A 25,181-nucleotide genomic window follows, 5' to 3' on the forward strand; every position below is an offset into this window, starting at 1 on the left:
CTCGTGCTGCTCTCTTTCGTAACGGACGTCTAAGTGGACGGGCGGGGCCGGGTCAGCCGACCGAGCCCTCCATCTGCAGCTCGATCAGCCGGTTGAGCTCCAGCGCGTACTCCATCGGGAGCTCCTTGGCGATCGGCTCGACGAATCCGCGCACGATCATCGCCATCGCCTCGAACTCGGTCATGCCCCGGCTCATCAGGTAGAACAGCTGGTCCTCGCTGACCTTCGAGACCGTGGCCTCGTGGCCCATGGACACGTCGTCCTCGCGGACGTCCACGTAGGGGTAGGTGTCCGAGCGGGAGATCGTGTCCACCAGCAGCGCGTCGCACAGGACGTTCGACTTGGCGCCCTTGGAGCCCTCGCCGATCTCGATCAGACCGCGGTAGCTGGTCCGGCCGCCGCCCCGGGCCACCGACTTGGAGACGATGTTGGAGGAGGTGTTGGGCGCCATGTGGACCATCTTGGCCCCGGCGTCCTGGTGCTGGCCGGCGCCCGCGAAGGCGATCGACAGGGTCTCGCCCTTGGCGTGCTCGCCCATCAGGTACACGGCCGGGTACTTCATGGTGACCTTGGAGCCGATGTTGCCGTCGACCCACTCCATGGTCGCGCCCTCGTGCGCGACGGCACGCTTGGTCACCAGGTTGTAGACGTTGTTCGACCAGTTCTGGATGGTCGTGTAGCGGCAGCGGCCGCCCTTCTTGACGATGATCTCCACCACCGCGCTGTGCAGCGAGTCGGAGGAGTAGATCGGGGCGGTGCAGCCCTCGACGTAGTGGACGTAGGCGTCCTCGTCGACGATGATCAGCGTCCGCTCGAACTGGCCCATGTTCTCGGTGTTGATCCGGAAGTAGGCCTGCAGCGGGATGTCCACGTGCACGCCCTTCGGCACGTAGATGAACGATCCGCCGGACCACACCGCGCTGTTCAGCGAGGCGAACTTGTTGTCGCCGACCGGGATGACCGTGCCGAAGTACTCCTGGAACAGCTCCGGGTGCGTCTTCAGCGCGGTGTCCGTGTCGAGGAAGATCACGCCCTGCTCCTCCAGGTCCTCGCGGATCTGGTGGTAGACGACCTCGGACTCGTACTGGGCGGCGACACCGGCGACCAGGCGCTGCTTCTCGGCCTCCGGGATGCCCAGCTTGTCGTAGGTGTTCTTGATGTCGGCGGGCAGGTCCTCCCAGGACTCCGCCTGCTTCTCGGTCGACCGGACGAAGTACTTGATGTTGTCGAAGTCGATGCCGGTCAGGTCGGAACCCCAGGTCGGCATGGGCTTCTTCGCGAACAGCTTGAGGCCCTTGAGCCGCAGGTTCAGCATCCACTCCGGCTCGGACTTCTTCGCCGAGATGTCGCGGACCACCGCTTCGGACAGGCCGCGCTTGGCGGTCGCCCCGGCGGTGTCGGAGTCGGACCAGCCGAACTCGTAGGTGCCCAGGCCGTCAAGCTCCGGGTGAGCGGTAGTGGTCATGCGGGGTTCCTCCCGGAGACTTCGGTGGGGACGACGACAGGTGCGGGTACGGAGGGAGCGGGCACGAAGGTGGTGCAGACCCCGTCGCCGTGGGCGATGGTGGCCAGCCGCTGCACGTGGGTGCCCAGCAGCTGCGAGAAGACCTCGGTCTCGGCCTCGCAGAACTGCGGGAACTGCTCGGCGATGTGCGCGACCGGGCAGTGGTGCTGGCAGAGCTGCTCTCCGGAGGGGGCCCGCCGCACCGTGGCAGCGTACCCGTCGGTGGAGAGCGCCCCCGCCAGCGCCTCGGTGGGGGTGCACTCGCCGGAATCGGCCAGTGCCTCGCGGTAGCGTTGGGCGTCGCGGTCCAGCCGCGCCCTGGCGAAGGCGGCCAGCGCCTCACGCCCGGCCTCGCCACCGCCCGCCGCCTCCGAGAGGAAGCGCAGGGCGTCCGCGGCGAGCTGGTCGTACGCCTGGTAGAAGGCGTCCCGGCCGGAGTCGGTCAGCAGGAACACCTTGGCCGGACGGCCCCGGCCGCGGTGGCCGTAGACCTTCTGCTCGCGGGCGGCCACCAGTCCGGCCGCGACCAGCGCGTCCAGATGGCGGCGCACGGCGGCCTGGGTGATGCCGAGCCGGTCCGCCAGGTCGGCGGCGCTGCTGGGGCCGTGGTCCAGAATGGAACGGGCCACGCGGTCGCGTGAGGGCACGGGGCCCTGGGGCACCGCCGGGGCGCCCTCCGGGCTCTCGTTCCGCTCTCGCATGTATTTCACAACGCCATTGTTGCGTAATTCATTCCGCGGCGACAACCTCCGGTCACACCCGGCGCTGTCTGATGGATCACTAAGGGTTACCTAACACTGACCTGGTCCCAGCGCTTCGTAGACTCGTCGCCATGCACTCCCAAGCCGCACAGGCCGCCGTCGAGATCCGGGGCCTGGTCAAGCGCTACGGCGACAAGACCGCCGTGAACGGGCTCGACCTCACCGTGGCCACCGGCGCGGTCACCGCCGTCCTCGGCCCCAACGGCGCCGGCAAGACCAGCACCGTGGAGATCTGCGAGGGCTACCGCCGTCCGGACGCGGGGACGGTCCGGGTGCTCGGCCTGGACCCGGTCGCCGACGCCGCCCGGCTGCGCCCGCGGATCGGGGTGATGCTCCAGTCCGGCGGCATCTACCCCGGCGCCCGCGCGCTGGAGATGCTGAAGCACACCGCCACCCTGCACGCCCACCCGCTGGACGTGGACGCCCTGGCCGAGCGGCTGGGCCTCGGCTCCTGCGGCCGGACCAGCTACCGGCGGCTCTCCGGCGGCCAGCAGCAGCGGCTGGCGCTGGCCATGGCCGTGGTCGGCCGCCCGGAGCTGGTCTTCCTGGACGAGCCCACCGCCGGGCTCGACCCGCACGCCCGGCACGCCACCTGGGACCTGGTCCGCGACCTGCGCGCGGACGGCGTCAGCGTGGTGCTCACCACCCACCACATGGACGAGGCCGAGGCGCTGGCCGACCACGTCGCCATCGTCGACGGCGGCCGGGTGATCGCCGAGGGCAGCCCGGAGCAGCTGTGCCAGGCGGACGCGGGCAACACCGTCCGCTTCCGGGCCCGCCCGGGCCTGGAGCTGGCCACGCTGGTCAAGGCGCTGCCGGACGGCAGCCGGGCCACCGAGCCGACCCCGGGCAGCTACCTGGTCGAGGGCGCGGTCGATCCGCAGCTGCTGGCGACCGTCACCACCTGGTGCGCGCAGTCCGGGGTGATGCCGGAACGGCTCGCCGTCGAGCGGAACACCCTCGAAGACGTCTTCCTCGAACTGACCGGACGGGACCTCCGCGCATGACCGCCTACACCCCCCGGCCCGGCGCCGCCCCGATCGGCCGGATGCTGCGCGCGCAGACCGCCCTGGAGACCAGGATGCTGCTGCGCAACGGCGAGCAGCTGCTGCTCACGGTGGTGATCCCGAGCGTGCTGCTGGTGCTGTTCAGCGCCGTGGACATCGTCAGCACCACCGGCCCGGGGGCGCGGGTGGACTTCCTCGCGCCGGGACTGCTGGCGCTGGCGGTGATGTCCACCGCGTTCACCGGGCAGGCCATCGCCACCGGCTTCGAGCGCCGCTACGGCGTGCTCAAGCGGCTGGGCGCCAGCCCGCTGCCGCGCTGGGGGCTGATGACCGCGAAGACCGGCAGCGTGCTGGTCACCGAGGTACTCCAGGTGGTGCTGCTGTCCGCGATCGCACTGGCGCTGGGCTGGCACCCGCACGGCGACCCGCTGGCGGTCGCCGCGCTGCTGCTGCTCGGCACCGCCGCCTTCTCCGGCCTGGGGCTGCTGATGGCCGGGACGCTGCGGGCCGAGGCCACGCTGGCCGCCGCCAACCTGGTCTTCATCCTGCTGCTGCTGGCGGGCGGGGTGGTGGTACCGCTGTCGAAGTTCCCCGGCGCCGTCCGGCCGGTGCTGGAGGCGCTGCCGATCAGCGCGCTCTCCGACGGGCTGCGCTCGGTGCTCCAGCAGGGGGCCTCGACGCCGTGGTCCGACCTCGGCATCCTGGCCGTCTGGGCGGTGCTGGGACTGGCCGCCGCCGGACGCTTCTTCCGCTGGGAGTAGCCGGGCGGTCGCGCGGCGCGGAGTATGGCACCTGGCTCACCGTGTGTGCCCGGATTTCACAGGACAGCCACAGATCATCACGAAGCTACAACATTCCCAGCGACGCTGCTCCGCCCAATGTTCGATTTCACCGGTTCCCCCTACTATCTGCACGACGGCGGCACGGAGGGGAACGCGTTCTTCACGTCATCCCCACGCGCTCGCGCCGGAACCGCTCGTGAGCTGACGCCCGGGCGCCAGCACTCCATCCGGGGAAAGATGTCCAGCTCGCCCACTGCCTCCAGCCGCGACATCGCCGTGGTCTTCGGCACCCGTCCCGAGATCATCAAGCTCGCCGGAGTGATCACCGAACTCGGCGACCGGGCCCGGATCGTGCACACCGGACAGCACTACGACAGCTCGCTGTCCGGCGCCTTCTTCGGCAACTTCGGCCTGCCCGACCCGCACCTGCTGCTGGACGGCGCCACCGGCCCCTGGGGCCGCGGGCACCAGGTCGGCACCCTGATCGCCGAGCTGACCCGGGAGTTCACCCTCGACCGACCGCACGCGGTGATCGTCCAGGGCGACACCAACAGCACCTCGGCGGGCGCCCAGGCCGCCCACTACTGCGGCATCCCGGTGGTCCACGTCGAGGCCGGGCTGCGCTCCCGGGACCGCTCCATGCCGGAGGAGATCAACCGCCAGGTCGTCGGCGTGCTCGCCGACCTGCACTGCGCGGCCACCCCGGAGGCCGCCGGGAACCTGCTGGCCGAGGGCGTGCCGGCGGAGCGGATCCGGGTCACCGGCAACACCGTGGTCGAGGCCACGCTGCGCTCGCTGCCCGCCCCGGCCGACCGGGCCGCCCTGGTCGAGCGCTACGCGGCGCCCGGCGAGTTCGTCCTGGCCACCTTCCACCGCCCGGAGAACGCGGACGACCCGGTGCGGCTGGCCGCGATCCTGGAGTCGCTGAGCGGCCTCGGACTGCCGGTGGTGCTGCCGCTGCACCCGCGCACCCGGGCGAAGATCAAGGAGTTCGGCCTGGACGCCACCCACGGGCGGCTGCGGCTGGTCGATCCGGTCGACCACCCGACCTTCCTGGCCCTGGCGAGCCGCGCCCGGCTGCTGGTCTCCGACTCCGGGGGCGTGCAGGAGGAGACCACGGTGCTGAAGAAGCCGCTGCTGATCGTCCGCACCAGCACCGAGCGGCCGGAGGCGGTGACCGCGGGCTTCGCCCGGCTGACCACCCCGGGCCCGGACCTGGTCAACGCGGCCCGGCTGCTGCTGGCCGACACCGGCCTGAGCCGACGGCTGGCGGCGACCCCCTCCCCGTACGGGGACGGGCTGGCGTCCCGGCGGATCAGCGCCGTCGCGGCGGCGCTGGCCGACGGGCGGCCGGTCCCCGATCCGCTGCTCGTCACCGAGGACTGAGCACCCGTTTCGTGCGCCCCCGGCTCCGGGGACGCGCTGTCCCACCCGCACCACACCGCAAGACAACAAGGAAGGAGCACCATGTACGGAACCGCAGGCAAGGGCGCCGTCGGCGCCGGAGCGGTCCTCGGCGGCGCGCAGCTGGCCGACACCGGCTTCGGGCTGCCGGGCATAGCCATCACCGTCCTCGCCGTGGCCATGGTCATGGCCGGACTGCTGATGATGCGTTCGGCCCGGGTCGCCCGCGCCAAGCGCTGACCCGACCGCACGCGGCGGGCCCGGCCACCGGCCCGCGGCCCCGGCCCTGACCCCAGTGCCCCGGCCCGCCGCCGTGCCCCGCCGCAGCTCCCCGCCGCGTCCGCCCGGACGCGTCCTTGCCCCGTCCGGCAGCACTCGTCCGGCAGTACTCGTCCGGCAGCACTCGTCTGGGAGAACCAGCCCATGCCCACCCCCGCCTCCTCCGGCCTGCTCTCCCTGGTCTCCCAGATCACCCTGGTACTCAGCTTCCTGTTCCCGCTGTACCTGGTCGGCCTGGTGATGCCGCTGCTGGTGCGGCGCAGCCGCCGCCCCGGCAAGGCGAGCGACTACGACTGGCACCTGTTCGTCCCCTGCCGCGACGAGGAGGCGGTGATCGGGCAGACCCTGGAGTACCTGCGGGCCGCCTGCCCGACGGCGCACATCTGGGTGATCGACGACGACTCCGAGGACGCCACCGGCGAGATCGTCCGCTGGGCCGCGCAGCGCGACCGCGGCATCCACCTGGTGCAGCGGCGGCGTCCGGAGGCCCGGCAGGGCAAGGGCGAGGCGCTGAACGCGGCGTACCGGATGCTCAACGACTGGCTGCCCGCGCACGCGGACCGCACCCGGGTCATCGTCGGTGTGTTCGACGCCGACGGCCGACCCGAACCCGGCTGCCTGGACTACGTGGCCGCCCGCCGCTTCCTGGGCCGGCCCGAGGTCGGCGGGGTGCAGATCGAGGTGCGGATGATGAACCGGGTGGAGCACCGCCCGGCGCCGGACGGCGGGCGGCTGCGCAACCTGTACGCGCGGCTGCTGATCCGGATGCAGGACCTGGAGTTCCGCGCCCCGGTGGCCGCGCTGCAGCACGCCCGGAAGACCTCCCGCAGCGTCTGCCTGGGCGGCAACGGGCAGTTCGCCCGGCTCTGCGCGCTGGACGACCTGGCCGCCGAGCGCGGACGCCCGTGGACCGGGCGGCTGCTGGAGGACTTCGAGCTCGGCATGCACCTGCTGCTGGCCGGGTGGATCAACAGCTTCTGCGCGGACACCTTCGTCGAGCAGGAGGCGCTGTTCGACACCAAGCGCTTCCTGACCCAGCGCACCCGCTGGGCCCAGGGCGTGATGCAGTGCCTGCGCTACGTCGGCTCGGTGTGGCGGTCCGACCTGATACCCAACCTGGGCTTCCTGGAGCTGACCTTCTTCCTGGTGCAGCCCTGGCTGCAACTGCTGGGCGCGCTGCTGTACCCGATCCCGATGGTCGCGCTGCTGGCCTCCTACGCCCGGCACCCGGGCCCGGCGCTGCACTACCTCGCCAACGGCGGCTGGCACGGGGTCGCGCTCTACCTGGCCATGGCCTTCGGCCAGTTCGTGATCTGGGGTCCGATCTACCGGCGCAAGTGCGAACCGGAGGCCGGCTTCTGGCGCGCGCTGGGCTGGGGTTTCGCCTACCCGCTGTACCTGGTCTCGCTGTACGTGGTGTCCTGGCGGGCCGTGGGCCGTATCGTGATGGGCCGCAACGGCTGGGCCAAGACCCGCCGCAACGCGGAACGCTCGGTCACCGGCCCGGTGGCCAAGGAGGCCTGAGCCCGAGGCGGCCGAGCCGGAGGGGGCGCGCATGCGGCGAGTCGGGCGGGGTCTGCTGAGCCTGCTCGGGGTGGTGCTGGCGCTGCCCGGCGGCGTGCTCGCCTTCGCGGCCGGGCACCTGCTGTTCAGCCCCGGCTTCGACAACCCCGGCTGCGGGATGTGCGTCTTCCTGCACTTCGCCGCAGTCCCGTCGCTGGTGGTCGGGGTGGCGCTGCTGGTGCTCGGGGTGGTGCTGTTCCGGCTCGCCGCGCTCGACCGGGAGGAGGACCCCGAGGCCGTCGCGGGCCCCCTCGGCGAAGATCCGTAATCGGGCAATCTACGATGAATCCCGTGCGTACCCCCTTCTCCCTCCTCGCCGAGCACGTCACCGTCCCGGACCGAGTGATCCGCTGGACGGCCTTCGCGACCCTGGTCGCGAGCGTGCTGATCGTGGTCACCGGCGGCGCGGTCCGGCTCACCGGCTCCGGCCTGGGCTGCCCGACCTGGCCCACCTGCACCGGTGGCGACCTGGCGCCGACGGCCGCGATGGGCATCCACGGGATCATCGAGTTCACCAACCGGATGCTCACCGACGTGGTGTGCGTGGTGGTCGGCCTGGCGATCATCGCCGCCCGCTGCGGCAGCCCGTGGCGGCGCAGCGTGTCCCGGCTGGGCTGGGCGCAGTTCTGGATCATCGTGGTGGACGCGGTGCTCGGTGGGATCACGGTGCTGTCGCACCTCAACCCGTTCGTGGTGGCGGTGCACTTCCTCACCTCGATGCTGCTGATCCTGGCCGCGCTGGCGATGTGGCAGCGGACCCGCGAGGGCGACGGCGAGCCGGTGCGCACGGTCGGGCGGCCGGTGCTGCACCTGTCCCGGCTGACCATCGCGGTGACCTCGGCGCTGATCGTGGCGGGGACCCTGGCCACCGGCACCGGGCCGCACTCCGGCGACGGCACCACGGTCAAGCGGATGCCGTTCAACTGGGAGAAGGTGACCCAGTTCCACGCCGACTTCGCCATGGTCACCATCGGCCTGTCGCTGGCCATGATCTTCGTACTGCTGGCGGTGGACGCCCCGCGCGCGCCGCGCGCCCGCTCCCGCGAGTTCCTGCTGGTGCTGCTGTCGCAGGCGGTGATCGGCTTCGTCCAGTACTTCACCCACCTGCCCGAACTCGTCGTCGGCATCCACCTGCTGGGCGCGGCGCTGGTCTGGGTGGCGGTGCTGCGGCTGCACCTGTCACTGCGGATCCGCCCCGAACTCGGCGCGCTGGACCGCCCGTCCGACATCGAGGCCATGCCGGACCTGGCCGCCGTCTGACCCGGTCGGGCTGGGCTCCCGCTCCCGCTGACGCCGTACGAGCGCCCCTGGTCGGCGGCGCCGCAGCAGAGCAGTCTCAGCGGTAGCGGACGAGGAAGCTGTACGGCACGGAGCTGCGGTACCTGGGCCGGGTCGTGCGTCAGCAGATCCGGCACCTTCTCCAGACCCGTCACCGGGTCGACAGCGGTGCGATGTCCGACATACCGAGCATCGCCGCCACGGCTCACGGTGGCGAGGTGACACCGCGCGACCGTCCGGCGGCGGCGGTTCGCCCGGAGGCCTCAGGCGGCGGGCTGGCTGCCGCCGAGCTGGAGCCCGGCCATCCGCTTCCACTCGTAGGCGCTGGTGCGGACCCTCAGCCCGAGCTCGCCCTCGAAGGAGTCGTGCCGGGTGATCCCGGAGAGCTCGACCGCGCGGTCGGCGACCGCCGGGGTGGGCGCCACCTGGTCGCCCCAGGAGCCGTCCGCGGCGACCAGGACGATCCGGGTGGAGATCCGGCCCACGTACTCCACCACGCCGTCGGCGCTGCCGCCGTGCGCGGCGGCGAAGGCGCTGATGTGCTTGGCGACGCGCCGGGCGCGTCGCTCGTCGGCGGCGGACAGGGCCGCGCTGCTGGTCTCTTCGCTCATGAAACCGATGCTACCCATCGGTAGTCCCACTGACGACAGGAGCCCCGTGTGCCGCGCGGCACACGGGGCTCCGGAAGGTCCGCGGACCCGCTACTTCAGGAAGGGGTCGATCGCGATCTCGACGAACAGCAGCGTCAGGTAGGTGATCGACCAGTGGAACAGCCGCATCTCCTTCAGCTTGGCGCCGACCACCCCGGCCCGGGCCCGGGCGAGCAGCCCGTGCGCCTCCTTCAGCCAGAACGCGCCCAGCAGCACCGCCGACACCGGGTACAGCCAACTGGTGTGCGCCAGCGGCCACAGCGCCAGTGAGACGGCGACCATCACCCAGCTGTAGGCGACGATCTGCTTGGCCACGGCCTCGTTGGTGGCGATCACCGGCAGCATCGGCACACCGGCGTTGGCGTAGTCGTCCTTCACCTTCATCGACAGCGGCCAGTAGTGCGGCGGCGTCCAGAAGAAGATGACCAGGAACAGCACCACCGGCGCCCAGGCCAGCGAGTCGGTCACGGCCGCCCAGCCGATGAACACCGGCATGCAGCCCGCGATGCCGCCCCAGACGATGTTCTGCGCGGTGCGGCGCTTGAGGCCGAGGGTGTAGACGAAGACGTAGAAGAGCAGCGCGCCCAGCGCCAGCGCCGCCGACAGCGGGTTCACCAGCAGCCAGAACCAGGCCGTCGAGGCGACCGCCAGCGCGATCCCGAAGACCAGGCACTCGCGCGGCGAGACCATCCCGGTGACCAGCGGACGCCGCTCGGTGCGGTGCATCAGCGCGTCGATGTCGCGGTCGATGTACATGTTCAGCGCGTTGGCCCCGCCGGCCGACAGGTAGCCGCCGAACACGACTTCGAGCACCAGCAGCAGGTTCGGGACGCCGCGCTGCGCCAGGAACATCACCGGCACGGTGGTGATCAGCAGCAGCTCGATGATCCGCGGTTTGGTCAGTGCTACGAAGGCCCCGAGACGGGCCGGCCACGGCCGGTGCCCGGGGTTCGCCTTGACCAGCCCGGCAGGACGGGATTCGACGGCGGTCACGAACACCCCTGGTAGACGAAGATCCACAGATACCGGCCCGGGGCGTGGCCCTCGGCGATCCTGCGCGTACCACGCCACCTTAGACGTTGCGTATCTCCGCCCCCGCGCCGGGTCCTGGTTCAGGTAACCGTGTTGCCCCGTTCAGCGGGCGGACGGCGCGGCGATCCATCAGGCTGGCAGCGTGGAGAGTGGGTATGCGGGTCCGCGACGGCGCTCGCCCGTCCGCTGGTCGGCCGTCGCGGGATTCGGCGTACGCATGAGCGGTAGGCTCGACTCGTCAAGCGGGTCAACGCTCTGTGACCAGGTCCGCCACCGTCGACGGCGCCCGGCACCGGGTCGAATGACGATACGGAAGGAGCCCTGATTCAGGGTGAGTACGACGCCGAGCACTACCTTTGAGTGGACCGATCTCGACCAGCGGGCAGTGGACACGGTCCGCGTTCTGGCGGCGGACGCCGTGCAGAAGGTCGGCAACGGCCACCCGGGCACGGCCATGTCCCTGGCTCCGGCCGCCTACCTGGTGTTCCAGCGTTTCCTGCAGCACGACCCGGCGGACCCCGCTTGGGCCGGCCGCGACCGTTTCGTGCTGTCGCCCGGTCACACCAGCCTGACCCTGTACATCCAGCTCTACCTCTCCGGCTACGGGCTGACCCTCGACGACCTCAAGTCCTTCCGCACCTGGGGCTCGCTCACCCCCGGCCACCCCGAGCACGGCCACACCGCCGGGGTCGAGACCACCACCGGTCCGCTGGGCCAGGGTGTCGGCAACGCGGTGGGCATGGCCATGGCCGCCCGTTACGAGCGCGGCCTGTTCGACCCGGACGCCGCCCCCGGCACCTCCCCCTTCGACCACACCATCTGGGGCATCTGCTCCGACGGCGACCTGGAGGAGGGCGTCTCCGGCGAGGCCTCCTCGCTGGCCGGCCACCAGAAGCTGGGCAACCTGGTCTTCCTGTACGACGACAACCACATCTCGATCGAGGGCGACACCGAGACCGCCTTCTCCGAGGACGTGCTGAAGCGCTACGAGGCCTACGGCTGGCACGTCCAGCGGATCACCCCGGCCGCCAGCGGCGACTTCGACGTCGACCAACTGCACGCCGCGCTGGCCGCCGCCAAGGCCGAGACCGAGCGCCCCTCGATCATCGCCGCGCGCACCATCATCGCCTGGCCCGCCCCGCACGCCCAGGGCACCGAGGAGTCCCACGGCTCCGCGCTGGGCGCGGCCGAGGTCGCCGCCACCAAGCAGGTCCTCGGCTTCGACCCGGAGCAGTCCTTCCAGGTCGAGGAGCAGGTGCTGGCGCACGCCCGCGAGGTCGCCGACCGCGGCCGCGAGGCGCACGCCGCCTGGGACAAGCGGTACCAGGACTGGCGTTCGGAGAACCCGGAGCGGGCCGCCGAGTTCGACCGGATCGTCGCGGGCGAGCTGCCCGACGGCTGGGAGCGGGCGCTGCCGTCGTTCGAGGCAGGCAAGGAGGTCGCCACCCGCAAGGCGTCCGGCGAGGTGCTCAAGGCCCTCGGCCCGGTCGTCCCGGAGCTGTGGGGCGGTTCGGCCGACCTGGCCGGCTCCAACCTCACCACGATCGACCCCAACTCCTCGTTCCTGCCGGTCGGCAACCCGCTGCCGGGTGCCAACCCCTACGGCCGCACGATCCACTTCGGGATCCGCGAGCACGCCATGGGCTCGGTCATGAACGGCATCGCGCTGCACGGCAACACCCGCGTCTACGGCGGCACCTTCCTCACCTTCTCCGACTACATGCGCGGCGCGGTGCGCCTGGCCGCGCTGATGCAGCTGCCGGTCAGCTACGTCTGGACGCACGACTCGATCGGCCTCGGCGAGGACGGCCCGACCCACCAGCCGGTCGAGCACCTGGCCGCGCTGCGCGCCATCCCGGGCCTGAACATCGTCCGCCCGGCCGACGCCAACGAGACCGTCGCCACCTGGGCCGAGGTGTTCCGCCGCCACACCGCCAAGCCCGCCCCGCACGGTCTGGCGCTGACCCGGCAGAACGTCCCCACCTACCCGGCGAACCCGCACGCGGCCAAGGGCGGTTACGTGCTGTTCGAGGCCGAGGGCGGCGCCGCCCAGGTGATCCTGATCGGCACCGGCTCCGAGGTCCAGCTCGCCGTCGCGGCCCGCGAGGCGCTGCAGGCCGAGGGGATCCCGACCCGGGTCGTCTCGATGCCCTGCGTCGAGTGGTTCGAGGAGCAGGACCGCGCCTACCGCGACTCGGTGCTGCCGCCGTCCGTCCGCGCCCGGGTCTCGGTCGAGGCCGGGATCGCGCTCACCTGGCACCGCTACACCGGCGACGCCGGACGCAACGTCAGCCTGGAGCACTTCGGTGCCTCCGCCGACTACAAGGTCCTCTACCGGGAGTTCGGCATCACCGCCGAGGCCGTGGTCGCCGCCGCCCATGAGTCCATCGCCGACGCCACCCGCTGACCCACACCATCCGAAGGAGCAGCTCCACATGACTGACGCTCTGAAGCGCCTCAGCGACGAAGGCGTGGCGATCTGGCTGGACGACCTCAGCCGCACCCGCCTGACCACCGGCAACCTGGCCGACCTGGTCCGTGACAAGCACGTCGTCGGGGTCACCACCAACCCGACCATCTTCCAGAAGGCCATCGGCGGCAGCAGCGACGCCTACGACGCGCAGCTGCGCGACCTGGCCGTGCGCGGGGTCACCGTGGACGAGGCGGTGCGGATGATGACCGCCGCCGACGTCCGCGAGGCGGCCGACGTGCTGCGCCCGGTCTACGACGCGAGCAACGGCCGCGACGGCCGGGTCTCCATCGAGGTCGACCCGCGGCTGGCGCACCACACCGAGGCGACCATCGCCGAGGCCCGGCAGCTGGCCTGGCTGGTGGACCGGCCGAACACGCTGATCAAGATCCCGGCGACCAAGGCGGGCCTGCCCGCGATCGCCACCGTCATCGGCGAGGGCATCAGCGTCAACGTCACGCTGATCTTCTCGCTGGAGCGCTACCGCGCGGTGATCGACGCCTTCCTGACCGGTCTGGAGCGGGCCAAGGCGGCCGGCACCGACCTGTCCGGGATCGAGTCGGTGGCCTCGTTCTTCGTGTCCCGGGTGGACACCGAGATCGACAAGCGCCTGGACAAGCTGGCCACCCCGGAGGCCGCGGCCGCCAAGGGCAAGGCCGCGATCGCCAACGCCCGACTCGCCTACCAGGCCTACGAGGCGGTCTTCGGCTCGGTCGACGGCAGCGTCGCCGCGAGCGACCGCTGGAAGGCGCTGGCCGCCGCCGGGGCCAAGCCGCAGCGTCCGCTGTGGGCCTCCACCGGCGTCAAGGACCCGAACTACGACGACACCATGTACGTGGTGGACCTGGTCGCCGCGGGCACCGTCAACACCATGCCCGAGGCCACCCTGAACGCGGTCGCCGACCACGGCGTGGTCCGCGGCGACACCGTCCGTGACTCCTACGCGGGCGCCCAGGCCGAGCTCGACGCGCTGGCCGGGCTCGGCATCTCCTACGACGAGGTCGTCCAGCTGCTGGAGGACGAGGGCGTGGAGAAGTTCGAGGCGTCCTGGAAGGAGCTCCTCGACACGGTCTCGGCGTCCCTGCAGAAGTTCACCCTGAAGGGGGGCTCGGGACAGTGAGCGACGACAACTCGACGGTCCTGGAGGACGATCCAGGCGAGCCACTGGCCTGGCTCAACCCGCTTCGGGATCCGGCGGACCGGCGGCTGCCGCGCATCGCCGGGCCCTCGGGCCTGGTCATCTTCGGCGTCACCGGCGACCTGTCCCGCAAGAAGCTGATGCCGGCCGTCTACGACCTGGCCAACCGCGGCCTGCTGCCGCCGGGCTTCTCGCTGATCGGCTTCGCCCGCCGCGACTGGGAGGACGAGGACTTCGCGCAGGTCGTCCACGACTCGGTCAAGGAGCACGCGCGCACCCCCTTCCGCGAGGAGGTCTGGGCGCAGCTGGCCAAGGGCATGCGCTTCGTCCAGGGCGAGTTCGTCGACAACGACGCCTTCGAGAAGCTCCGCGAGACCATCGAGGAGCTCGACAAGGAGCAGGGGACCGGCGGCAACTTCGCCTTCTACCTGTCGGTGCCGCCGAAGTTCTTCCCGCAGGTGGTGCAGCAGCTGAAGGCGCACGGCCTGGCCGACCCGCCGAAGGGCTCGTGGCGGCGCGCCGTCATCGAGAAGCCCTTCGGCCACGACCTGGCGAGCGCCAAGGAGCTCAACACGGTCGTGCACTCGGTCTTCCCGCGTGACGAGGTCTTCCGGATCGACCACTACCTGGGCAAGGAGACGGTCCAGAACATCCTGGCGCTGCGGTTCGCCAACTCGATGTTCGAGCCGATCTGGAACCGCTCGTACGTCGACCACGTGCAGATCACCATGGCCGAGGACATCGGCATCGGCGGCCGGGCCGGGTACTACGACGGCATCGGCTCGGCCCGTGACGTGATCCAGAACCACCTGCTCCAGCTGATGGCGCTGACCGCGATCGAGGAGCCCGCGTCCTTCCACCCGAAGGCGCTGGTGGCCGAGAAGCTGAAGGTGCTGTCGGCGGTCAAGATCCCGAAGGATCTGGGGCGGCACACCGTGCGCGGCCAGTACACGCACGGCTGGCAGGGCGGCGAGGAGGTCTCCGGCTACCTGGAGGAGGACGGGATCAACCCCGACTCCACCACCGACACCTACGCGGCGGTGAAGCTGGAGATCAACAACCGCCGCTGGGCCGGGGTGCCGTTCTACCTGCGTACCGGCAAGCGCCTCGGCCGCCGGGTCACCGAGATCGCGGTGGTCTTCCAGCGTGCCCCGTACCTGCCGTTCGACTCCAGCGCCACCGAGGAGCTGGGGCAGAACGCCCTGGTCATCCGGGTGCAGCCGGACGAGGGGGTGACCATGCGCTTCGGCTCCAAGGTCCCCGGCACCTCGATGGAGGTCCGTGACGTCAGCATGGACTTCGCCTACGGCGAGTCCTTCACCGAATCCAGCCCGGAGGCCTACGAACGCCTCATCCTGGACGTGCTGCTCGGCGACGCCAACCTCTTCCCGCGCCACCAGGAGGTGGAGGAGTCGTGGAAGATCCTCGACCCGATCGAGGCGTACTGGAACAAGCACGGCAAGCCCGCCCCGTACGAGTCCGGCACCTGGGGACCGTCCGAGGCGGACGAGATGCTCGCACGAGACGGTAGGAGCTGGCGCCGGCCATGAAGATCGACCTTACGGACACCACCTCCAGCAAGATCAACTCCGGGCTGATCGAGGCACGCCGCTCCATCGGCGCCGGGGCCGTCGGCATGGTGCTGACCCTGGTCATCGTCACCGACGAGGGCAGCGCCTACGACGCGCTCAAGGCCGCCGGCGACGCCTCCCGCGAGCACCCCTCGCGGATCCTGGCCGTGATCAGCCGTCCCGGGCGCTCGCCCCGGGCCCGGGCCGAGGCCCGGCTCGACGCCGAGATCCGGGTCGGCTCCGACGCGGGCACCGGCGAAACGGTCCTGCTGCGGCTGCACGGCGAACTCGCCGCCCAGGCGCAGTCGGTCGTGCTGCCGCTGCTGCTGCCGGACGCCCCGGTCGTCGTCTGGTGGCCGGAGAACGCCCCGGAGAACCCCTCCCGGGACCCGCTGGGCGCGCTCGCCCAGCGCCGGATCACCGACGCGGTCACCGCCGAGTCCCCGGTGGAGCAGCTGGCCACCCGGGCGGTCACCTACGCCCCCGGCGACACCGACCTGGCCTGGACCCGGATCACCCCCTGGCGTTCGATGCTGGCGGCCGCGCTGGACCAGCGGCACACCAAGGTCGAGTCGGCCGTGGTCGAGGGCGAGTCGTACAACCCCAGCGCGGAACTGCTCGCGCTGTGGCTCGCCAGCCGACTGGACGTCAAGGTGGAGCGGGTCGTCAGCGAGGGTCCCGGACTGACCGGGGTCCGGCTGCGGACCGCCGGCGGCGACGTCACCCTGGACCGCAACGACGGCCTGCTGGCCAAGCTCTCCATGCCCGAGCAGCCGGACCGGATGGTGGCGCTGAAGCGCCGCGAGACCTCCGAGCTGATCGCCGAGGAGCTGCGGCGGCTGGACCCGGACGACATCTACGCCGCCTCGGTCCGCTACGGCGTCGAGAAGCTGCACCGGATCAACTCCAGGCGGGAGGTCATCGACGCGCCGGACGACGCGGAGCCGGTGACCCTGCCGCCCGCCCACCCGGTCGCCTCGCCGACCCGGACCAAGGCCACGCCGAAGGCCGCCGCGCCCAAGGCCGCGCCCAAGAGCGCCGACAAGAGCGCCGACAAGGGCGCCGACGGGCAGAAGCCGAACGCGTCATGAGCACCCCGCAGCTGGTCGTGCACCGCGACAAGGAGCTGATGGCGGTCGCGGCGGCGGCCCGGCTGATCACCCGGATCGTCGACGCGCAGTCCACCCGGGGCTCCGCCTCGGTGGTGCTCACCGGCGGGCGGAACGGCAACGCGGTACTCGCCGCGCTGGCGTCCTCGCCCGCCCGGGACGCGGTGGACTGGTCCCGGCTCGACCTGTGGTGGGGCGACGAGCGCTTCCTGCCCGAGGGCGACCCGGAGCGCAACGCCACCCAGGCCCGGGGCGAGCTGCTGGACGCGGTACCGCTCGACCCGGCGCGGGTGCACCCGATGCCCGCGTCGGACGGCCCGGACGGCGACAACCCGGAGGCGGCGGCCGAGCGGTACGCCGCCGAGCTGGCCGAGGCCGCTGGTCCGCGGGGGCACGACGGGGTCCCGGCCTTCGACGTGCTGCTGCTCGGCGTCGGCCCGGACACCCACGTGGCCTCGCTGTTCCCGGAGCACCCGGGGGTCCGTGAGCGTTCACTCACCGTGGTCGGTGTGCGCGGGGCCCCCAAGCCCCCGCCGGTCCGGATCTCGCTGACGCTCCCGGCGATCCGCGCGGCCCGCGAGGTCTGGCTGCTCGCGGCGGGCGAGGACAAGGCGGAGGCAGTGGCCCTGGCGCTGTCCGAACCGGGCGAGATCCAGGCCCCGGCCTCCGGCGCGTACGGTCGGCAGCGCACCCTGTGGCTGCTCGACCGCTCCGCCGCCGCGAAGCTCCCGCCCCAGCTGTACCCCCCGGCCACCGCCTGACCGGACACCGGACGGCCCCGCACCCCCACCCGGGGGCGCGGGGCCGTCCGCGTTCGGCGGCGGCGGATGCGGTCGAAGCCGCGGGGGCGCAACGTCGGCCGGCATCCGGGGGTCCGGCGACGGGCGGCCGCTGTGGTCAGACGGGGCCGGAGGCTGGGGGGCGGCTTCCCTGGGCGGAAGCGCGGCGCCACGGTAGCGTCGTAGTAGGCGGCGGGCTACGGAGGCGGCGCGATGGGGCAGTGGAGCGACTACAGCACCGGCGAGCGGATCAAACTACTGCGCGGGCCGCAGACGCAGGAGCAGCTTGCCGGGGAGGCGGGCCTGTCGGTGCACACCATCCGCAAGGCCGAGCACGACCAGGGGCACGTCAGCCTTCAGACCTTGCTGCTGATCTCGGCGGCGCTGCACGCGGACGTGTCGGTGATCCTGGGTCAGCAGGCTCCCCGGCGGGCGATGCAGGCAGCCGACCGGGCGATGTTGCGGGCGTTGTCCCTGGCCGTGCACGACTCGTCGGCCGGGATCGGCGCTGACGTCGAGCCTCCAGGACGGCCGGAGGTCGAAGCCGGTCTCGCCGCAGCGTGGGAAGTCTACCGGGCAGGGAACTATGCCCGCGCCGGAGTGCTGGTTGCCCCGGCGCTGCGCGAGGCGACGGCCGCGCTGTCGTCGGCCGGTGTGCACGAGGTGTGCGCGGCTCATGGTGCCCTGGCTGACGCGTACCGGCTCGCCGCCTATGTTGCGAACCAGTTCGGGGGCCGTGATCTGGCCTATGCCGCAATCGGGCACGCGCACGTCCAGTCGGACCGTGCCGGGGATCCGGTTCGGGGCGCCTCTACAGCGTCGGGCCGGTCGTGGATCTACATGCGCGACGCGCGGCTGGACCAGGCCCAGGAGTTGGCACGGGTCTCGTACGAGTCGATCGAGCCGCGGTTCGGTGATCGGGACCTGGGGGCGCTGGCCACCTACGGGTGGCACGTGACACTGGCGGCCGTGGTGGCTGCGCGGATGGACGACGTGGACGTGGCGGACGACCTGCTGAAGCAGGGGCAGGCAGTTGCGGCGCGGATGGGTTGCGACATCACGGTCAACGGCACCGCGTTCGGGCCGGTGACGGTTGCCGCGCAGGCGATCGGGATCAGCGTGTCGACCGGGCGGCCGGGCAAGGCGTTGGCGGACTTCGCCAGGGTGGGGGACACCTCGGTGCTGACCACTGCGGCGCGGCGACGGATGATGCTGGATGTGGCGCTGGCACAGGCCGACGCACGGCAGTCCGATGCGGCCCTGGACACCCTGTTGGACGTCTGTTCGGAAGCGCCGGAGTGGGCACGGCATCAGGCGCTGCCCGGGGTGATCGCACAGAGGGCCAGCGCGGGCAGCGCCACGTTCGGGAAACTGCGGCGGCTCGCCGCGATCCTGGGCACGTCCGTCGTCGTGCGGTGAGCGACTGCAAGTAATACGCCCCGTATCACCCGCCGCCGGGGCAGTTCCGGAACTGGTACATCCCGTCAGTTCACCTTGGGTTACCACACGTTCACAGTAGGACGTGGTCGTTGTCCCGCCGCCCCGGATCCCGGGCACCAGCGGCGAGCGGCGCCGGGGGAACGTCATGACGGCGCATAGCCGTCGCAACATGACTTGCAGACGGGTTGAGATCTCATGGACGAAGTACTCGTCACGGGTGGAGCGGGGTTCATCGGCCGCCACCTGGCGCTGCTGCTCCACCATCAGGGCTACCAGGTCACCGCACTCGACAGGGTGGGTGACGCGAATGCCGCCCACGGTCGGCAGCACCTCGAATCGGAGGGCATCGCAGTCGTCGAAGGCAGCACCGGCGACCAGGCGCTGATGCGGCGCCTGGTCAGGGGCCACCGAGTCGTTGTCCATCTTGCGGCGCCGATCGTGGGTGTTCAGCAGAACCTCCGCACTCCGGGCTCGCAGGCCGACGCGCTGCACGACGCCACCGTGCTGGCGAGCATGCTGACCGTCGAGCACAGGCTGCTGTTCAGCTCAACGTCGGATGTGTACGGGCTGCACTCCGTGCACTACGGGGACAAACCGATGGCGGAGGACGACCTAACGGTGTACGAGAGCCCGTCCGTCAGCCGCTGGAACTACGCCAAGGCCAAGGCGCTGTCCGAGAGCGTGTTCGCGTGCAGCGCGGCCCGGACCGTCTCCGTGCGGATCTTCAACGCGTACGGTCCCGGCCTCGACTACCCGCAGGCGCGGCGGGTGATCGCGCAGTTCGTCACGGCCGTCTTCGCCGGCCAGCCGCTGCGCATCAGCGGCAGTGGCGGGCAGCGCCGCGCGTACTGCTACATCAGCGACCTCGTTGACGGAATCGGGCTCGCCCTCGGCCACGCAGCGAACCTCCCCGTCGGCGGGAACCTGGCGGTCAACCTCGGCAACCCCGATGAGTACGTGAGCGTCCACGACCTGGCCCGCTTGGTCTGCGACCTGGCTGTCGGCGGGGGCTTCGTCGCCGAGGCCCCGGCGATCGAGCGGAGCGCCTACACGTACTCCGAGCCGTTCGACGACACCTGGAGTCGTCGCCCCGACATCACCCGCGCCCGCAGGCTCCTGGGCTACGAGCCGTCCATGGGCCTGCACGAAGGCATCACCCGGGTCCTGGGGTTCCACGCCGCCCGAACCAGCGCTCCCACCGAGCCGTGGAACAAGGAGCCATCACCGTGGCGACTGTGACCGTTCCGGGCGGGTGGACGCCGACGACCGGCGGGCGCAGCACTTTCACCTACCCGGGCGACACCGTCGGTTCGATCCTCGATCGGCTCGCGGCCGACTACCCCGACCTGCGCAAGCGGATCTTCTCGGGGCAGCAGATCGCCGGGTGGATCAACGTCTACATCGGTGACGACGACGTGCGCTGGGCCGGAGGCTTGTCCGCCGCGATCGGCCCGGAGGTCGACTTGGTCATCCTGCCCGCACTGGCCGGGGGCTGACTCCCAGCCCGTACTCCAATCCCACCTATCTCGGAGAAGGCATGCGAATCCTCGTCCTCGGCAGCGCCGGTCTGCTCGGCAGTGCCCTGTGCGCCTCACGCCGCTCCGGTACGGAGATCACCGGTGTTGCGCGCGCGGCGTGTGATATCACCGATCTGGCCCAGGTCACCGCAGCGGTGGCCGCTCACCAGCCCGATGCTGTGGTCAACACGGGCGCGGTGCCGGACACCCGTTCCTGCGAGGCGGATCCGGCCCGCGTGTGGCCCGTCAACGCCATCGGTGCCCGAAACTGCGCGTTCGCCGCGAACGCCGTCGGCGCCTTCTGCGTGCAGATCAGCGGCAACGTCGTCTTCCGCACCGCCGAACACGCCCGGCGCGAATGGGAACAGCCTGACAACCCCCACGGGCACCTGGCCGCCAGCAAGGCCGCCGGTGAAGGCTACGTCAGGAGCCTTGCGCACAGGCCCCTGGTCGTGCGTACGGCGTGCCTGTTCGGTGACCGTGCGGACGGCATGCCGGGCGGCCTGGTCGGCAGGATCCGCCAGCACGCCACCGGCAGCACGCTGCACATGTCGTCCAACACGGTCACCAGCGCCGCGTACGCACCTGACGTGGCCGCCGCAGTCGTGGACCTGCTCGTCTGCGGCCAGGTCGGAGTCTTCCACCTGGTCAATCCGGGCAGCACCACCCCGGTCGACCTCGCGCGGACCGTCGTGGCCGTCACCGGGCAGCGCGCGACCGTTGAGGAGGTCGCTACTGAGCCGGAGCAGCGGTTGCTGGCGTGCGATCTCGCCGAGGTGGCCGGCATCAGGCTCCGGCCATTGGACCATGCCCTGCTCAGCTACCTCACCGGCTCGGGGAGATAGTCGTGCTACCTGTACACGACATGGTGCCGGTGGCTGCCGGGGAGCTGACGATGGGCACCAGCGAGGAGGCCCTGGACTTCATCGCGGCCTCCCAGCACCTTCCGCGGTCCTGGTTCGAGGACGAGGCCCCGGTCCACGCCGTGGCTGTCTCGGCGTTCGCGATCGATCGGCATCCGGTCACCAACATGCAGTTCGCGGCGTTCACCGAGGCCACGGGGTACCGGACCGCCGCTGAGGAGCGCGGCTTCGGCCTGGTCTACGGCGAGCAGTTCTGGGAGGAGACCGCTGGTGCCTGCTGGCGCTCCCCCGCCGGTCCGAACCAGGTCACGGCAGCTGAGCGGCCCGAGCACCCGGTGGTGCACATCGCATGGCTGGACGCCTACGCCTATACCGCGTGGGCGCGTCTGCGATTGCCCAGCGAAGCGGAGTGGGAGTACGCGGCCCGCGGACCCGGCAGCCAACGCCTGTGGCCGTGGGGCGACGGATGGGACCCGGCCCGCTGCAACACCGCTGAGACCGCCGGCGGCGCAGCGATCACCGACATGAGCGGCTGGCGGGACTGGTGGGGGCGCTGTCGAGCCACCCGGGGGCTGCCCGGCACGACCCCGGTCGGCTCATGCCCGGGCGGCCGGTCCCCGTTCGGGGTGGCGGATCTGTCCGGGAACGTGCAGGAGTGGACCGCCAGCCCTCATCTGCCCTACGACCCCGCTCGCGACTACGGCGATCTGTATGCCCGCATCGCCGGACGCTACCGCGTAATTCGCGGGGGCAGCTGGATGCACTACCGCTGGCAGACCCGATGCGCGGAGAGGATCGCGGCCGACGTCCACTACAGCAACTTCAGCCTCGGATTCCGCTGCGCCGCCAGTCAACCCAACGCTACGTCAACTTCCTTCCCTGGCTGGTGACGGCGGTAGAGTTCGACCAGCCCGGCCTGGGCGCTCGCGCGGGTCAACCCCGCGACGGTGCGGGGACAGCAGACCACATCACTCCGAACAGGGGAACAGGGTGAAGATCCTCATCGCAGGCGGTGCCGGATTCATCGGCAGCACCATCGCATCAGCCTGTGACGACAGCGGAGTCCGGACGGTCGTCCTGGACAACCTCGTCACCGGGCGTCGGGAGTACACCCGGGACCGCGCCTTCTACGAGGGCGACATCGCCGACGGGGACCTGATCGACCGGATCTTCGCCGAGCACCCGGACATCCACGCGGTCATCGACTGCGCCGCCCTGATCGTGGTACCGGACTCCGTTGCCGACCCGCTCGGCTACTACCGGGAGAACGTCGCCAAGGGCATCCAGTTCATCGACCATCTGGTGCGCAACGGCTGCCCCCGGCTGCTCTTCAGCTCCTCCGCCTCGATCTACCGAGCCGACCCCGGCGATTTCTCCGTGGACGAGACCTCCGCCATCGAGGCCTTGAGCCCCTACGCCCGCACCAAGGCCATCTTCGAGACGATCCTGCGTGACATCGCCGCCTCCGGCGCCCTCAAGGTCATCTCGCTGCGGTACTTCAACCCGATCGGCGCGGACCCCCAGCTACGCACCGGGCTGCAGATCCGCAAGCCCACACATGCCCTGGGCAAGATGATCGACGTCCACAACGCCGGAGAGCAGTTCACCATCACCGGAACCAACTGGCCGACCCGCGACGGCTCCGGTATCCGCGACTACGTCCACGTGTGGGACCTCGCCCGCGCGCACGTCAACGCCGTCCGCCGGTTTGACGACGTCACTGATCCGGACCCCTACCGCGTCATCAATCTAGGCACCGGCGACGGAACCACCGTGCGAGAGCTCATCGCAGCCTTCGAGGGTGTGATCGGTCAGAAGCTGTCCTGCGTCGAGACCGGCCCGCGCCCCGGCGACACCGCTGGCGCCTACACCCGCAGCAGCCTCGCACAGGAACTCCTTGACTGGAAGCCCCAGCTGTCCATTGAGGACGGCATTCGTGACTCCCTGCGCTGGTACGCCAAGCGCGATACGGTGATCGACACCGACTAGAGCCCCGGCGGCCATCACACCCCAGGGCTGGTCCGAGGCACGAAGCAGCCCCGCACCTCGGTACGGGACGCAGCTGTAGTCCGGTCTCCGTCACCCGGCGGAGCGCGGCACACGCGGGCCCTCCGACCCGGACCGGCCGGTCCAGCGCCTGTACAGCTCGGGGTGAGAGCAGCCAGGACGGCTCGGCCGAGTCGGAGACCTGTGTCGCGCGCAGCTGTCCAGCAACGCCTCGGCGAGGTAGTCGCCTGTCAGCACGGCGCGAAGGCCGATCGGCCGGGGGCGCGGGGCCGTCCGCGTTCGGCGCGGGTGGCGGCGCGGGACCGGGGCCGTCGCCGGGGTCAGATCTCGCCGCGGAGCCGGGCCAGGGCTTCGGCCAGGATGGCCTCGCCGTCGGCGTCGCTGCGGCGTTCGCGGACGTAGGCGAGGTGGGTCTTGTAGGGCTCGGTACGCGGCGGCGCCGGGGGGTTGTCCTCGTCCGGTCCGGCCGGGAAGCCGCAGCGCTGGCAGTCCCAGGTCTCCGGGAGTTGCGCGTCGGAGGCGAACGAGGGACGGGTCTCGTGCCCGTTGGCACACCAGAAGGAGATCCGCAGCCGGGGAGCGGACTCGCCCCGCTCGGCCTCGCCCATGGGTCCCGCACCGACCCTGCTGCCACGGATAGCGTTGCCACTTGCCACAGTGTGACTCCCTGTGTGATGGTGCGAAGCGTTAGCCGCCCGGGAGCACCCGCAGCACAGAGCCCGGTCCCCAGGGTCTTCCGGTCGCCCCCGCGTCAGCGGCACGCGGCAGTGCACGGACCGCAACGAGTACGGTCCGTCACCGCTGCGGGCGACAGCTGTCACCATGATAGGCGGCCGGGCAACGACCCGTCAGTTGTCACACGGACGGGCTACCCCAGGGTGTATGGGCGTTCGCGCCTCGTTCAGCCGTTCTTGGCCTTCATCAGCAGCGACAGGATGATGATGCAGGCGAACCAGCCGACGCCGACGAAGATGGTGATCCGGTCCAGGTTGCGCTCGGCCACGGCCGAACCGCCACCGGTGGAGGAGACACCGCCACCGAACATGTCGGACAGACCGCCGCCCTTGCCCTTGTGGAGCAGGACCAGGACGACCATCAACGCGCTGAAGATGATCAGCGCGATCGAGAAGCCAGCGATCACGGCGGAGCCAATCTCTTGTGTGGATGTTGGGGCTGTGGATAGGGCCGGAGCGGCGGCTGGCGCCACTGCTCCGGCCCTAGAGTACGACGGGCGGGGCCAGTCAGCCTACTGCCTGGTTCCGATACCGGACGATCTTCACGAACTCCTCCGGGTCCAGCGCCGCGCCACCGATCAGCGCGCCGTCGACATCCGGCTTCGCCATGATCCCGGCCGCGTTCGAGGCCTTGACCGAACCGCCGTAGAGCACCCGGACCTTGTCCGCCAGCTCCTGGTCGTAGAGCTCGGCGAGCCGGGCCCGGATCGCGCCGCAGACCTCCTGCGCGTCCTCGGGGGTGGCCACCTCGCCGGTGCCGATCGCCCAGACCGGCTCGTAGGCGATGACGATGCGCTCGGCGTCCGCCGCCTCGACGCCGTCGAGGGCGCCGTCGAGCTGGGCCAGGGTGTAGGCGACCTGGTTCCCGGCCTTGCGGACCTCCAGGCCCTCGCCGACGCACAGGATCGGCAGCACGCCCCACTTGAAGGCGGCCTTGACCTTGGCGTTGATGATCGCCTCGGTCTCGCCGTGGTACTGGCGGCGCTCCGAGTGGCCGATGGCCACGTAGGTGCACTGGAGCTTGGCCAGCATCGGGCCGGAGATCTCGCCGGTGTAGGCACCGGAGTCGTACGCGGAGATGTCCTGCGCGCCGTACTTGATCTTCATCTTGTCGCCGTCGACCAGGGTCTGCACCGAGCGCAGGTCCGTGAACGGCGGCAGGACGGCGACCTCGACGGCCGCGTAGTCCTTGTCGGTCAGCGAGAAGTGGAGCTTCTGGGTGTGCGCGATGGCCTCAAGGTGGTTGAGGTTCATCTTCCAGTTGCCCGCCATCAGCGGGGTACGCGTGCTCAT

General features: G+C 71.1%; 25 protein-coding genes. 18 read left to right on the plus strand and 7 right to left on the minus strand.

Annotated features, from left to right (window positions below; genetic code table 11):
- Positions 1 to 52 precede the first annotated feature (52 nt).
- Positions 53 to 1,465: a Fe-S cluster assembly protein SufB gene (gene sufB, locus GXP74_RS30975; RefSeq protein WP_182454577.1), complete on the minus strand. Its 1,413-nt coding sequence runs from the start codon at positions 1,463 to 1,465 to the stop codon at positions 53 to 55.
- Complete coding sequence (locus GXP74_RS30980; RefSeq protein WP_182456759.1) at positions 1,462 to 2,205, minus strand: metalloregulator ArsR/SmtB family transcription factor; 744 nt, start codon at positions 2,203 to 2,205, stop codon at positions 1,462 to 1,464. The genes sufB and GXP74_RS30980 overlap by 4 nt, the downstream gene beginning before the upstream one ends.
- Before the next feature lie 131 nt (positions 2,206 to 2,336).
- Between GXP74_RS30980 and GXP74_RS30985 the strand changes: the two genes are divergently transcribed.
- The 7 genes from GXP74_RS30985 to GXP74_RS31015 all read left to right on the plus strand — a co-directional run bounded on the left by GXP74_RS30985 (position 2,337) and on the right by GXP74_RS31015 (position 8,560).
- Positions 2,337 to 3,272 carry an ABC transporter ATP-binding protein gene (locus tag GXP74_RS30985; protein ID WP_182454578.1) on the plus strand — a complete coding sequence of 312 codons (936 nt, stop codon included), beginning with the start codon at positions 2,337 to 2,339 and terminating at the stop codon, positions 3,270 to 3,272.
- Positions 3,269 to 4,033, plus strand: a complete 765-nt coding sequence (locus tag GXP74_RS30990; protein WP_182454579.1) for an ABC transporter permease — start codon at positions 3,269 to 3,271, stop codon at positions 4,031 to 4,033. Before GXP74_RS30985 ends, GXP74_RS30990 begins: the two co-directional genes overlap by 4 nt.
- Positions 4,034 to 4,291: 258 nt before the next feature.
- The gene (gene wecB / locus GXP74_RS30995) at positions 4,292 to 5,440 is read left to right on the plus strand and encodes a non-hydrolyzing UDP-N-acetylglucosamine 2-epimerase (protein WP_182454580.1); all 1,149 of its coding nucleotides are present in this window, start codon (positions 4,292 to 4,294) and stop codon (positions 5,438 to 5,440) included.
- An 81-nt stretch (positions 5,441 to 5,521) separates the two neighbouring features.
- A complete protein-coding gene (locus tag GXP74_RS31000) occupies positions 5,522 to 5,698 on the plus strand; it encodes a hypothetical protein (RefSeq protein ID WP_182454581.1) in 177 nt (58 codons plus the stop codon).
- Between the two features lie 183 nt (positions 5,699 to 5,881).
- Positions 5,882 to 7,261, plus strand: a complete 1,380-nt coding sequence (locus GXP74_RS31005; RefSeq protein WP_182454582.1) for a glycosyltransferase family 2 protein — start codon at positions 5,882 to 5,884, stop codon at positions 7,259 to 7,261.
- 31 nt (positions 7,262 to 7,292) lie between these two features.
- Positions 7,293 to 7,568 (plus strand): hypothetical protein, encoded by a 276-nt coding sequence (locus GXP74_RS31010; RefSeq protein WP_182454583.1) that lies wholly within the window; start codon positions 7,293 to 7,295, stop codon positions 7,566 to 7,568.
- 14 nt (positions 7,569 to 7,582) lie between these two features.
- Positions 7,583 to 8,560, plus strand: a complete 978-nt coding sequence (locus GXP74_RS31015) for a heme A synthase (protein ID WP_182454584.1) — start codon at positions 7,583 to 7,585, stop codon at positions 8,558 to 8,560.
- Between the two features lie 281 nt (positions 8,561 to 8,841).
- Here the strand turns inward: GXP74_RS31015 and GXP74_RS31020 are convergent, their stop codons facing one another.
- Together GXP74_RS31020 and GXP74_RS31025 are read right to left on the minus strand one after the other, a co-directional pair.
- Positions 8,842 to 9,189: a hypothetical protein gene (locus GXP74_RS31020; RefSeq protein WP_182454585.1), complete on the minus strand. Its 348-nt coding sequence runs from the start codon at positions 9,187 to 9,189 to the stop codon at positions 8,842 to 8,844.
- 90 nt (positions 9,190 to 9,279) lie between these two features.
- The gene (locus GXP74_RS31025; RefSeq protein WP_182454586.1) at positions 9,280 to 10,221 is read right to left on the minus strand and encodes a heme o synthase; all 942 of its coding nucleotides are present in this window, start codon (positions 10,219 to 10,221) and stop codon (positions 9,280 to 9,282) included.
- Between the two features lie 370 nt (positions 10,222 to 10,591).
- Here GXP74_RS31025 and tkt point away from each other — a divergent pair, with 370 nt between their 5' ends.
- The 11 genes from tkt (at position 10,592) to galE (ending at position 23,136) form a co-directional block, all read left to right on the plus strand.
- On the plus strand, positions 10,592 to 12,667 hold the full coding sequence (gene tkt / locus GXP74_RS31030) for a transketolase (RefSeq protein ID WP_182454587.1): 2,076 nt from the start codon (positions 10,592 to 10,594) through the stop codon (positions 12,665 to 12,667).
- Positions 12,668 to 12,695: 28 nt separating this feature from the next.
- The gene (tal, locus tag GXP74_RS31035; protein WP_182454588.1) at positions 12,696 to 13,850 is read left to right on the plus strand and encodes a transaldolase; all 1,155 of its coding nucleotides are present in this window, start codon (positions 12,696 to 12,698) and stop codon (positions 13,848 to 13,850) included.
- On the plus strand, positions 13,847 to 15,418 hold the full coding sequence (gene zwf / locus GXP74_RS31040; RefSeq protein WP_225448325.1) for a glucose-6-phosphate dehydrogenase: 1,572 nt from the start codon (positions 13,847 to 13,849) through the stop codon (positions 15,416 to 15,418). The genes tal and zwf overlap by 4 nt, the downstream gene beginning before the upstream one ends.
- Entirely contained in the window at positions 15,415 to 16,530 is a 1,116-nt protein-coding gene (opcA, locus tag GXP74_RS31045; protein ID WP_182454589.1) for a glucose-6-phosphate dehydrogenase assembly protein OpcA, read from the plus strand. The genes zwf and opcA overlap by 4 nt, the downstream gene beginning before the upstream one ends.
- Positions 16,527 to 17,309, plus strand: a complete 783-nt coding sequence (pgl, locus tag GXP74_RS31050; RefSeq protein WP_182454590.1) for a 6-phosphogluconolactonase — start codon at positions 16,527 to 16,529, stop codon at positions 17,307 to 17,309. The genes opcA and pgl overlap by 4 nt, the downstream gene beginning before the upstream one ends.
- A gap of 231 nt (positions 17,310 to 17,540) precedes the next feature.
- The gene (locus tag GXP74_RS31055) at positions 17,541 to 18,746 is read left to right on the plus strand and encodes a helix-turn-helix domain-containing protein (protein ID WP_182454591.1); all 1,206 of its coding nucleotides are present in this window, start codon (positions 17,541 to 17,543) and stop codon (positions 18,744 to 18,746) included.
- Between the two features lie 216 nt (positions 18,747 to 18,962).
- The gene (locus GXP74_RS31060; RefSeq protein ID WP_182454592.1) at positions 18,963 to 20,006 is read left to right on the plus strand and encodes an NAD(P)-dependent oxidoreductase; all 1,044 of its coding nucleotides are present in this window, start codon (positions 18,963 to 18,965) and stop codon (positions 20,004 to 20,006) included.
- Complete coding sequence (locus GXP74_RS31065; RefSeq protein WP_182454593.1) at positions 19,994 to 20,263, plus strand: MoaD/ThiS family protein; 270 nt, start codon at positions 19,994 to 19,996, stop codon at positions 20,261 to 20,263. The genes GXP74_RS31060 and GXP74_RS31065 overlap by 13 nt, the downstream gene beginning before the upstream one ends.
- 41 nt (positions 20,264 to 20,304) lie before the next feature.
- Positions 20,305 to 21,129, plus strand: coding sequence for a sugar nucleotide-binding protein (locus GXP74_RS31070; RefSeq protein WP_182454594.1), 825 nt, complete (start codon positions 20,305 to 20,307; stop codon positions 21,127 to 21,129).
- A 2-nt stretch (positions 21,130 to 21,131) separates the two neighbouring features.
- A complete protein-coding gene (locus GXP74_RS31075) occupies positions 21,132 to 22,037 on the plus strand; it encodes an SUMF1/EgtB/PvdO family nonheme iron enzyme (RefSeq protein ID WP_225448326.1) in 906 nt (301 codons plus the stop codon).
- 100 nt (positions 22,038 to 22,137) lie between these two features.
- On the plus strand, positions 22,138 to 23,136 hold the full coding sequence (gene galE / locus GXP74_RS31080) for a UDP-glucose 4-epimerase GalE (protein WP_182454595.1): 999 nt from the start codon (positions 22,138 to 22,140) through the stop codon (positions 23,134 to 23,136).
- Between the two features lie 338 nt (positions 23,137 to 23,474).
- Here the strand turns inward: galE and GXP74_RS31085 are convergent, their stop codons facing one another.
- From GXP74_RS31085 to tpiA, 3 genes are all read right to left on the minus strand, one after another.
- Positions 23,475 to 23,762 (minus strand): RNA polymerase-binding protein RbpA, encoded by a 288-nt coding sequence (locus GXP74_RS31085; RefSeq protein WP_370468478.1) that lies wholly within the window; start codon positions 23,760 to 23,762, stop codon positions 23,475 to 23,477.
- A 293-nt stretch (positions 23,763 to 24,055) separates the two neighbouring features.
- Positions 24,056 to 24,295: a preprotein translocase subunit SecG gene (gene secG / locus GXP74_RS31090; RefSeq protein ID WP_182454597.1), complete on the minus strand. Its 240-nt coding sequence runs from the start codon at positions 24,293 to 24,295 to the stop codon at positions 24,056 to 24,058.
- Between the two features lie 100 nt (positions 24,296 to 24,395).
- On the minus strand, positions 24,396 to 25,181 hold the full coding sequence (gene tpiA, locus GXP74_RS41155) for a triose-phosphate isomerase (protein ID WP_182454598.1): 786 nt from the start codon (positions 25,179 to 25,181) through the stop codon (positions 24,396 to 24,398).

This window comes from Streptacidiphilus sp. P02-A3a (assembly GCF_014084105.1).
In the GTDB taxonomy this organism is placed as follows: domain Bacteria; phylum Actinomycetota; class Actinomycetes; order Streptomycetales; family Streptomycetaceae; genus Streptacidiphilus.

Coding starts and splice junctions, on each gene's coding strand:
- wecB (WP_182454580.1), top strand. CDS start 4,292: ATGTCCAGCTCGCCCACTGCCTCCAGCCGCGACATCGCCGTGGTCTTC.
- opcA (WP_182454589.1), top strand. CDS start 15,415: ATGAAGATCGACCTTACGGACACCACCTCCAGCAAGATCAACTCCGGG.
- GXP74_RS31000 (WP_182454581.1), top strand. CDS start 5,522: ATGTACGGAACCGCAGGCAAGGGCGCCGTCGGCGCCGGAGCGGTCCTC.
- GXP74_RS30990 (WP_182454579.1), top strand. CDS start 3,269: ATGACCGCCTACACCCCCCGGCCCGGCGCCGCCCCGATCGGCCGGATG.
- GXP74_RS31020 (WP_182454585.1), bottom strand. CDS start 9,189: ATGAGCGAAGAGACCAGCAGCGCGGCCCTGTCCGCCGCCGACGAGCGA.
- GXP74_RS31085 (WP_370468478.1), bottom strand. CDS start 23,762: ATGGGCGAGGCCGAGCGGGGCGAGTCCGCTCCCCGGCTGCGGATCTCC.
- GXP74_RS31010 (WP_182454583.1), top strand. CDS start 7,293: ATGCGGCGAGTCGGGCGGGGTCTGCTGAGCCTGCTCGGGGTGGTGCTG.
- tal (WP_182454588.1), top strand. CDS start 12,696: ATGACTGACGCTCTGAAGCGCCTCAGCGACGAAGGCGTGGCGATCTGG.
- GXP74_RS31055 (WP_182454591.1), top strand. CDS start 17,541: ATGGGGCAGTGGAGCGACTACAGCACCGGCGAGCGGATCAAACTACTG.
- GXP74_RS30985 (WP_182454578.1), top strand. CDS start 2,337: ATGCACTCCCAAGCCGCACAGGCCGCCGTCGAGATCCGGGGCCTGGTC.
- GXP74_RS31060 (WP_182454592.1), top strand. CDS start 18,963: ATGGACGAAGTACTCGTCACGGGTGGAGCGGGGTTCATCGGCCGCCAC.
- pgl (WP_182454590.1), top strand. CDS start 16,527: ATGAGCACCCCGCAGCTGGTCGTGCACCGCGACAAGGAGCTGATGGCG.
- GXP74_RS31005 (WP_182454582.1), top strand. CDS start 5,882: ATGCCCACCCCCGCCTCCTCCGGCCTGCTCTCCCTGGTCTCCCAGATC.
- tpiA (WP_182454598.1), bottom strand. CDS start 25,181: ATGAGCACGCGTACCCCGCTGATGGCGGGCAACTGGAAGATGAACCTC.
- sufB (WP_182454577.1), bottom strand. CDS start 1,465: ATGACCACTACCGCTCACCCGGAGCTTGACGGCCTGGGCACCTACGAG.
- GXP74_RS31070 (WP_182454594.1), top strand. CDS start 20,305: ATGCGAATCCTCGTCCTCGGCAGCGCCGGTCTGCTCGGCAGTGCCCTG.
- GXP74_RS30980 (WP_182456759.1), bottom strand. CDS start 2,205: ATGCGAGAGCGGAACGAGAGCCCGGAGGGCGCCCCGGCGGTGCCCCAG.
- GXP74_RS31015 (WP_182454584.1), top strand. CDS start 7,583: ATGAATCCCGTGCGTACCCCCTTCTCCCTCCTCGCCGAGCACGTCACC.